Below are 5,500 nucleotides of genomic sequence, written 5' to 3'. Positions count from 1 at the left end.
CGGTGAAGCCGAGGCGTGAGGCCCGCTCCGCCGAGCCTGGTACGGCCGCGTCGGCCAGGTCGAGCTGGGCGATCACGTGGTCGCGGAGGTGGGCGGCCTCGGCCAGCGTCTTCATGCCGCGACCGTGCTCCGCAAGGCCCGGGATGTCGAAGGTGCGGGTGACGCTCCCCGGCGCGAGCACCAGGTGGTCGTACGGCTGGTCCACCAACTCCCCGGTGATCTTCCGGATGACGCAGACCTTGGCCCGGGTGTCGACGCCCACGGCCCCGCCGGGCACGATCCGGGTCCGGTGGCGGCGGCTGCGGCGCAGCGACACCGCCACGGACTGGGGGGTGAGCACTCCGGAGGCCACCTGCGGCAGGAGGGGCAGGTAGAGCTGGTAGGAGAACGGAGTGACCAGCAGGATCTCCGCCTCCCCGGGTGACAGTGTCCGCTCCAGGCGGCGTACGCAGGAGACGCCGGCGAAGCCCGCGCCGACGACCACGATCCTCGGTCGTGCCATGGTGTCCGTCCCTTCTCAGGTGTACGGGTCTCCCGCACGCCTTCCCCGGCAGGCCGTTCCATGCACGCGGACAGCGCCTCGCATTCACGGTGTCCCCCGCCTCACTTCCCGGCGTCCATCCCCTGCCCGGGGGCATGCCGGCACCGCGGGAGTGGGTGCGGTGGGGCAATGACCAGGGGCTGGGGCAGGCCCCCGTCAGTTGCCGCCAGGGTCTGGCAGCCGCCGGAGCTCGAGCAGGGCCACCGCGATCTTCACTGCGGTGGAAATCGTGAGGGCTTGGAGGAACGGCATACCCGTCAGCCACAGGGCCACCATCATGACCGTGAGTACCAAGAACGCCGGGAGCAGGTTGGTCCGCCTGATCGCGGTCCGGAGGTGTCCGGCTCGGCTCCGATACTGATCGACCGTAGCGATCGGGCGTGCGGCGACGCCCTCCTCCTTGGCATGCGGCATGGGCTGCTGGCCTTTCCTCGTGTGCTGGTCTGCGGAAACGAGCCTCCGGTCCGCCAGGGCGGACTGCCACTGCTGCCACCCGCCCCGCCGCCATCCGACGTACAGGTTCACCTCACCGGCCCAGGTCCGCGACGCCCCGCCCTCCGCGGTTCCGGAGCGGCTGTCGACCGACGCACACGCCCCCCGCCCCGGCATGGACCACCACCGGGTGCAGGCGCACTCCCCCGGGACCGGGAGCCGGTGCGAGCCGAGTAGCCTTGGGGGTCATGATCGTGAATCAGTGCCGTGCGGCGACGAAGAAGGGCGAGCGGTGCCAGGTCGAGGCGCGACCGTCGGGCTTGTGCCACGTGCATGATCCGGTGGTTCGGTGCCGGGTACTGAACGCCAAGGGCAAGCCGTGCGTGATCTCGACGGGTGGCGGTCCGTGCGAGCGGCACGAGGGACAGCAACAGGCCTCCGTCGAGGCGGCCCTGGACCTCGTCAGGTTCTACGAGCCGACCGGAGCCGGATCCCTCTTCGCCGTCGAGGAGCCCGCGGTCGAGGAGTCCGAGGAGTACACCTCACCTCCCGGGACCGGGACCGGAAGCGCAACCGGGAGCGCGACCGCGACCGCCGGAGAGCTGGGTCCGACACCGTTGTCGCAGGCGTTCGTGGCCCGCACCATCAACCTCGGCTGAGTGCGCAGCTCCTGCTCGGGAGGTCGGGCCTTCCCCACCGTGATCCCCCGCGTGATGCCGTGAGACGGCCGGCGCGGTGGGACTGGGAGCTGATGCCCCTGGAGGGCGTCGGACCGCTGTGGTTCGGCATGCCTTTCGCGGAAGTCGCCTCAGCGCTCCCGGACATGACCGCGCTACGTCGGTTCCAGGCCGACCCCTCGTCTCGGGGGACGCTCGGCGTGGAGTTCGGAACAGGCCGTGCAAAGCCTGCCGTCTACGCCTACTTCGCCGACGGCCGGTTGTTCTGCGTCGCGGCCGACGCGGCCCACGGACCCCGGATCGCGCTCTGGGGACGGCAGTTGACCGGCTGCGTCCCGGCCGACCTGGAAAGGTTCCTGGGGCACGCTCACACCTGTGAGGTGGCCGATGTGTCCTACGGTCCGCGGGGGAACCCCGGAGCCGACGGGCTCGGACTGGTGGTGCGGCTGCAGGAGGTCGCCGGCAGCGTGGTGACCCGGCCGGTCATGGTGGGCCGGGCCTGGGCCGACCGGTGCACCGACGACTGGGAAGGCGCGATCCCGGAGTGCGAATGGGTGGGCCGCCTGTGGCCCCGGGCAGGTGCATCGGGATCCTGGCCCCCGCCCGGCCACGTGACGCACTGGGGCAGCTGGCAACCCCCCTTCTGACAGGGGAGGTTCGGCGGTCGCCGTGAGGAGGCGGCGCGGTCCGCGGACGAGCAGGGCGGCGGTCGTCAGCAGGGCGGCGGTTGCCCGTGGGCACGCGCGCCGAGAGCCGCGACGGCGGCGACCATGCGGTCCCAGAACGGGCCGGTCTCCAAGGCTGTGGCCACGCGCGCGTTCACCGGGCGGCCCGTGGAGCGGTGCAGGTCCACCACCGTGGCGCCGCGCGTGTACCGGCCGTGCAACTCCACGGAGACCTGGGCGTCCACGCAGTGCACCAGCCCGGGATCGATGACCCGGGCCACCGCCACCGGGTCGTGCAGCGGCGGGCTGGAGAACCCCCACAACGTGCGGTACGTGGATGCGAAATAGGTCAGCAGGTCCGCGCAGGTCTGTCCCAGGGGCGTCCCCAGGGCCACGAAGCGGGCGACCACCTCGTGGGTGGCCAGTGCCTGGTGCGTGACGTTGAGCCCGCACATGGTGACCGGCACTCCCGAGCGGAAGACGATGTCCGCGGCCTCCGGGTCGGTGAGGATGTTGAACTCAGCGGCCGGGGTCCGGTTTCCCCGCTCCGTCGAACCGCCCATCAGGACGATCTCGCGGATGCGGGAGGCGTCCTGCGGGTACCGCATCAGCAGGAGGGCGATGTTGGTCAGCGGCGCGGTCGGAACGAGGGTGACCGGCTCGGGGTGCTCGGCCAGCAGCCGGTGGATGAGGTCCACGGCATGCTCCGCAACGACATCCACCGTGGGGGCCGGGAACATCGGCCCGTCCAGTCCGCTGACCCCGTGCACGTCGGCGGCCACGCCGAGCGGCTGGACGAGCGGCCGGTCGCAACCTGCCGCGACGGGGACGTCCGTGATCCCGGCGACCGTGCAGACCCGACGGGCGTTGAGGGTGGTCTTGTCGAGGGTCTGGTTGCCCGCGACCGTGGTGATGGCGAGCAGGTCCACCGCCGGGTCCGCGGCGGCCAGCATGATCGCGAGGGCGTCGTCATGGCCGGGATCGCAGTCGATGATGATCGGGACGGGCACGTCACTCCTGGCGCTGCGGGGGCGTGGAGCTCCAGTCTGCCTCCGGGCAGGTGCCCCGACCACACCGCCTCGCCGCCGGGCCGCGAGGGCACCGTGCCGAGCCCCCCGGCGAGCTCGTGGAGCGGCGCCTTCCTGTGACGGGCAGGGCACGCCACGGGGGGCCGAGGCGACGGGGCCACCCCGCTGTGGCTCGCGGTGGCCGGGCCTGCTGCCGCGGTGGCCCCATCAGGGCGGATGGGCGACAGGTGCGCAAGCGTCTTCAGGGCCGCGGCGTCCCGGGCCGGATCGAGGAACGAGAAGGGGCCGCCACCTCGCCCGGGAGGTAGCGGCCCTCACTCTGTTCACCCTTGCGACGGTGCAGCCCGCGAGTTCGCGGGGGTGCGGAGGCGCGGACGGTGCCATCGGGACAGCCGGTGTCGGGAGCCGACGGGACCTACTCTCGCGGACGTTCGTCCACAGAGACCGGTGCGAAGGTGGAGTCCGGCGTACGGTCGAACGACCGGCCGAGCCTCACCTGGCGGGGCCGGTCCTCCTCGACGTCTGACCCGAACGGGAGCCCGCCGATGCGCCTCTACGCACAGACTCCAGCACGTCGGAACCGCCAGATCCTCGCGGACCTGATCGCCGTGGGCCTCATGGCCGCCGCCGTGTGGTTCGCCCTCACCGTCCACGAAGCCATCATGCTGCTGGCCGAGCCCGGCCGGAGGGTCGAAAGTTCGGGTGACAGCCTCGCCACCGAGCTCGGCAACGCCGGCGACGCGGCCTCGAACGTGCCGTTCGTCGGCGATCTCCTGAAGAAGCCGCTGCAGTCCGCTGCCGACGCCAGTACCGGGATCGCCGACGCCGGACAATCGCTCCAGGACGCCGTCAGCCAGGTAGCCACCCTGACCACACTGGCTCTGATCGTCGGCCCGGTGGCCGTCGTACTGCTGCTGTGGCTCCCTGCCCGCCTGCTCTGGATCCGGCGCAGCGTGATCATGCTGCGCCTCCTCGACGCGCCGGGAGGTGCCGACCTGCTCGCCCTGCGGGCCCTGACCGGCCGGCTGGGCGACCTCGCCGCGCTCCCCGCGCCCGAGGGCGGTCTCGCCGACGCTTGGCGGCGCGGGGACCGGCAGGTCATCGCCGATCTCTCCGAGGTCGCCCTCAGGCGGGCCGGCTTGCGGCCCTGACGGGCGGAGGAGCAGGCCCACGGTCGCGGGGGCGTCCCGTGAGGGAGTGGAGGCGGCGGTGTTCGAGGGCCGCGGCGAGGAGGTAGGCACCGCCGCCCGCGACAGCGAGGGCCCAGTAGAGGCCGGGGGTGGCGAGCCAGAGTGCCGCGGTGGAGGTCAGGGCGAGCCAGCTGCCGAGGCCGTAGTGCAGCAGGTTACGGCGTACTGCGCCTTCGGCGAGGTAGAGCAGGCCGACGATCAGGCCGGAGCCTGCGGGCCAGAGGACGGACTGGAGCTCCGGCTGTTCGAGTACGGACGTGAGGCCGGTGATGGCGAGGAACAGGGCGGCGAAGGCGGCGATCCAGGCGGCGCCGAGCAGCCGGGCGGACAGGATCTCCGGCGGGGTGGCCCCGAGCTGGGCCCGCAGGGCGGCCATGGTGGTCAGCACGATGCCGATCACGAGCCCGGCGCCGAGGAGCGTCATGGGCAGCCAGCCGGGCAGGGCGAGCAAGGGGGCGGGGCCGTGGCCGGCTGCGGCGGCGCCGTGGCCGAGTACGTAGGCGAGCCCGAAGCTGAGGTAGGCCGCACGGTTGTCGACCTCGCCGGAACGAATCTTCGGCAGCGCCTCGTTCACGGTCGAGGTGGCCGGCATCACGGTGACCTGCGCTGCGGCCAGGGCCGCGAGTGCGGCCCTCTGGCTGGGTGGGGCGGCGGGCGCGCCCTTCGTGCGTTCAAGGTTCATGGCGCACAGACTCGACGCGGACGGTGTCCACTTTCCATGCCCGGCAGGGGCGATGACGGTCCAGTCCTGTCCGTCCCTGTCCACTCGGCCACGCGTCACCGCAACCGCGCGGGTGGAGTCGGCGGCCGGTGCTACGGCGGGGCGGGCATGCCCCGTGCCCCGCCGTAGCTTCGGTCGCTCAGCCGACTCGCTCGATGCGCGCCCGGCGGATCAGGTTCTTGCCGGGCTCCCGCACCGTGTCGAAAGCCGCGTTGTTCAGCAGCACACAACTACCCGACGGACCAT

Annotated in this window: 7 protein-coding genes; 3 read left to right on the top strand and 4 right to left on the bottom strand. The window is 72.4% G+C overall.

What is annotated here, in order from left to right:
• The coding region (locus tag ACWGIU_RS28145; RefSeq protein WP_453710385.1) for an NAD(P)/FAD-dependent oxidoreductase at positions 1 to 502 on the bottom strand (502 nt) is incomplete at its 3' end.
• A 195-nt stretch (positions 503 to 697) separates the two neighbouring features.
• Positions 698 to 955 (bottom strand): hypothetical protein, encoded by a 258-nt coding sequence (locus ACWGIU_RS28140; RefSeq protein WP_453710383.1) that lies wholly within the window; start codon positions 953 to 955, stop codon positions 698 to 700.
• Positions 956 to 1,221: 266 nt separating this feature from the next.
• Between ACWGIU_RS28140 and ACWGIU_RS28135 the strand changes: the two genes are divergently transcribed.
• Both ACWGIU_RS28135 and ACWGIU_RS28130 read left to right on the top strand, forming a co-directional pair.
• A complete protein-coding gene (locus ACWGIU_RS28135; protein ID WP_453710382.1) occupies positions 1,222 to 1,632 on the top strand; it encodes a DUF5763 domain-containing protein in 411 nt (136 codons plus the stop codon).
• Between the two features lie 59 nt (positions 1,633 to 1,691).
• Complete coding sequence (locus tag ACWGIU_RS28130; RefSeq protein WP_453710380.1) at positions 1,692 to 2,297, top strand: hypothetical protein; 606 nt, start codon at positions 1,692 to 1,694, stop codon at positions 2,295 to 2,297.
• Between the two features lie 65 nt (positions 2,298 to 2,362).
• Here ACWGIU_RS28130 and ACWGIU_RS28125 read toward each other — a convergent pair whose 3' ends face one another.
• Positions 2,363 to 3,325 carry a nucleoside hydrolase gene (locus ACWGIU_RS28125; RefSeq protein WP_453710379.1) on the bottom strand — a complete coding sequence of 321 codons (963 nt, stop codon included), beginning with the start codon at positions 3,323 to 3,325 and terminating at the stop codon, positions 2,363 to 2,365.
• A gap of 563 nt (positions 3,326 to 3,888) precedes the next feature.
• On the opposite strand from ACWGIU_RS28125, the gene ACWGIU_RS28120 reads away from it, so the two are divergent.
• Positions 3,889 to 4,494 (top strand): hypothetical protein, encoded by a 606-nt coding sequence (locus ACWGIU_RS28120; protein WP_453710377.1) that lies wholly within the window; start codon positions 3,889 to 3,891, stop codon positions 4,492 to 4,494.
• Here the strand turns inward: ACWGIU_RS28120 and ACWGIU_RS28115 are convergent.
• Positions 4,469 to 5,215, bottom strand: coding sequence for an ABC transporter permease (locus tag ACWGIU_RS28115; protein ID WP_453710375.1), 747 nt, complete (start codon positions 5,213 to 5,215; stop codon positions 4,469 to 4,471). The two genes, ACWGIU_RS28120 and ACWGIU_RS28115, sit on opposite strands and share 26 nt — an antisense overlap.
• Positions 5,216 to 5,500 lie beyond the last annotated feature (285 nt).

Source organism: Streptomyces sp. NPDC054840 (assembly GCF_053611065.1).
Note: the sequence above shows the minus strand (reverse complement) of the source record. Positions and strands in the feature narration are given on the sequence as shown.

What these genes read in the sequence shown, in the direction of transcription:
- ACWGIU_RS28140 (WP_453710383.1), bottom strand. Translation starts at nt 955, where the DNA reads ATGCCGCATGCCAAGGAGGAGGGCGTCGCCGCACGCCCGATCGCTACG.
- ACWGIU_RS28135 (WP_453710382.1), top strand. Translation starts at nt 1,222, where the DNA reads ATGATCGTGAATCAGTGCCGTGCGGCGACGAAGAAGGGCGAGCGGTGC.
- ACWGIU_RS28120 (WP_453710377.1), top strand. Translation starts at nt 3,889, where the DNA reads ATGCGCCTCTACGCACAGACTCCAGCACGTCGGAACCGCCAGATCCTC.
- ACWGIU_RS28115 (WP_453710375.1), bottom strand. Translation starts at nt 5,215, where the DNA reads ATGAACCTTGAACGCACGAAGGGCGCGCCCGCCGCCCCACCCAGCCAG.